The 2,650-nt window shown below is 66.0% G+C and carries 2 protein-coding genes and 1 pseudogene; 2 read left to right on the top strand and 1 reads right to left on the bottom strand.

Going from position 1 to position 2,650, the window contains the following annotated elements:
* A pseudogene (locus tag QOH60_RS03435) lies at positions 1 to 196 on the top strand (amino acid-binding protein); the annotation flags it as partial.
* Positions 197 to 260: 64 nt separating this feature from the next.
* Positions 261 to 770, top strand: a complete 510-nt coding sequence (locus QOH60_RS03430) for a hypothetical protein (RefSeq protein ID WP_526417107.1) — start codon at positions 261 to 263, stop codon at positions 768 to 770.
* On the opposite strand, the gene ligA is transcribed toward QOH60_RS03430, so the two are convergent.
* The coding region (gene ligA, locus QOH60_RS03425; protein WP_526417105.1) for an NAD-dependent DNA ligase LigA at positions 759 to 2,650 on the bottom strand (1,892 nt) is incomplete at its 5' end. The two genes, QOH60_RS03430 and ligA, sit on opposite strands and share 12 nt — an antisense overlap.

Genomic DNA, 2,650 nt, shown 5'->3' with positions numbered 1-2,650 from the left:
CGCCACCGACCTAGACGCAACCGAGGATTGGGTGCCGCAGCTGTGGCGGGAGCTGGACACCACCCTGATCGCAGCTCCGTTGGGCGCCCCCGAGACCGCGGTTGTGCTCGGCAGGCCCGGTGGCCCGGCCTTCCGGCCCTCGGAGGTCGCCCGGCTGGGATACCTGGCTGGGATCGTCGCAACCCTTTTGCACTGAAACGCCCCGCCAAACGGGGTATTAATCGGGGGTGAACCTGCTCACCGACGCCCAGATCGCCGCTATGTCGCCCGCTGAGCGGCGCGAACTCATCCAGCGCCTCGAGCGACCCCTGTCGGAGCTGTTGCCGGTAGAGGCTGTGCACCGCATCCGCTGGGGCTGGCTGGGGATCATGACAGGCGGGACGCTGGTGCTGATCCCGTGGATCGTGTATCTGGCCTTCGCGCTGCCCGACGACTACCTGGTGCACGATTGGACGGCAACGTGGGTCGGGTTCGACCTTGTTCTGCTTGCTCTGATGGCGGCAACCGTGGTCTTCGGCATGTTGCGCCGACAAGTGATGCTGTTGACCGCATTTGCCACCGGCATGTTGCTGATCTGCGATGCCTGGTTCGACCTGATGACTGCCGGGCCCAGAGACTTTCAGATGTCGGAGTTCACGGCGGCAATGTGTGACCTGCCACTGGCCGCGATCCTCATCACCGGCACGCTTCGACTGTTCCGGTTTACCGCGATCCGCATGTGGCTGCTCGAGCCAAAGACCCCGCTGTGGCGGTTGCCGCTACTTCCCTGACTCAGAAGGGCCTTCCGCCAAGAGCTTTCGGAATCCATCCTCATCCAGGATGGGCACACCGAGCTCAACGGCTTTGTCGTACTTCGATCCGGGGGAATCACCGGCGACAACGTAGTCGGTATTCTTCGACACCGAACCGGCGGCTTTGCCGCCGCGCGTCAGAATCGCCTCTTTGGCGTCGTCGCGGGAGAAGCCGGGAAGCGACCCGGTGACCACGATCGTCACACCCTCGAGCGTGCGCGGCACGCTCGCGTCGCGCTCGTCTGCCATCCGCACCCCGGCCGATCGCCACTTGTCCACAATCTGGCAATGCCAGTCGACGGTGAACCACTCGGTCACCGCGTCGGCGATGGTCGGGCCGACGCCCTCGACCGCGGCGAGTTGTTCCGTCGACGCCGATGTGATCGCATCCAGGCTGCCGAACTCGGTGGCCAATGCCCTTGCCGCGGTTGGCCCGACGTGGCGAATCGACAACGCCACCAACACCCGCCACAGCGGTTGCTTCTTCGCGGTGTCCAAGTTGGCCAGCAATCGCTTGCCATTGGCCGACAGCGCGCCGCTTTTGGTGGTGAATAACTCCGTGCGCAGCAGGTCGTCTTCGGTGAGGGCGAACAAATCACCCTCGTCGTTGATCACCTTCGCTTTGAGCAACGCAGTCGCCGCCTCATAGCCGAGCCCCTCGATGTCGAACGCACCACGACCGGCGACGTGAAACACCCGTTCACGCAGCTGCGCCGGGCAGGACTGCGAATTGGGACAGCGGATGTCGGCGTCGCCCTCCTTGGCCGGAGCCAATGTCGTACCGCACTCGGGACATGTTGTGGGCATGACGAATTCGCGCTCGGAGCCATCGCGCAGGTCGACAACAGGGCCCAGCACTTCGGGGATCACGTCGCCGGCCTTACGGATCACCACCGTGTCGCCGATCAGCACCCCCTTGCGCTTGACTTCGGCGGCGTTGTGCAAGGTGGCCAGCCCGACCGTCGACCCGGAGACGGTGACCGGCGTCATGAACGCGAACGGTGTGACCCGCCCGGTCCGGCCCACGTTGACCCGGATGTCGAGTAGTTCGGTCTGAACTTCCTGCGGCGGGTATTTGTAGGCGATCGCCCAGCGCGGTGCGCGCGACGTCGAGCCGAGCCTGCGCTGCAGCGTCACGTCGTCGACTTTGACTACCACGCCGTCGATTTCGTGGTCGACGTCGTGGCGGTGTTCGCCCCAGTAGGCGATCCGCTCGAGGGCGCCCGCCGCGTCCTCCACCCGGGTGGTGTGGTCGGAGACCGGCAGCCCCCATGCGGCCAGCGCCAAATATGCGTCGTGCAGCGTCGCCGGTCGATAGCCTTCCACATGCCCCAACCCGTGGCAGATCATCCGGAGCTTGCGCCGGGCGGTCACGGCGGGGTCCTTCTGCCGCAGCGACCCCGCGGCGCTGTTGCGCGGGTTGGCAAACGGCGTCTTGCCGTCTTCGACGAGCGCGGCGTTGAGCGTCTCGAAATCGGCGAGCCGGAAGAACACTTCGCCACGCACCTCGAGGACGTCGGGCACCGGATGGTCGGCGCTGGGGGTCAGCCGCTCGGGCACGTCGTCGATGGTGCGCGCGTTGAGCGTCACGTCTTCGCCGGTGCGCCCGTCACCACGAGTCGCCGCGCGGACCAACCGGCCGTTGCGGTACACCAAGGCCAATGCGACACCGTCGATCTTGAGTTCGCAGAGAAACGGAACGTCCGCAGCGACGTCGGCTCGAACGCGGCCCGCCCACAGTTCGAAGTCCTCGGCGCTGAACACGTTGTCCAGCGACAGCATGCGTTCCAAGTGGTCGGCCGAGGTGAAATCGGTGGCGAAGCCGGCGCCGCCGACGAGCTGCGTCGGCGAGTCGGGGG

This window comes from Mycobacterium sp., from assembly GCF_032159765.1.
Classification (GTDB): domain Bacteria; phylum Actinomycetota; class Actinomycetes; order Mycobacteriales; family Mycobacteriaceae; genus Mycobacterium.
The sequence above is the reverse complement of the archived record's forward strand: the minus strand, read 5'-3'. Positions and strand labels throughout refer to the sequence as shown.

Excerpts from the sequence above, each read along its gene's own strand:
- QOH60_RS03430 (WP_526417107.1), top strand. The coding sequence starts at position 261 with ATGTCGCCCGCTGAGCGGCGCGAACTCATCCAGCGCCTCGAGCGACCC.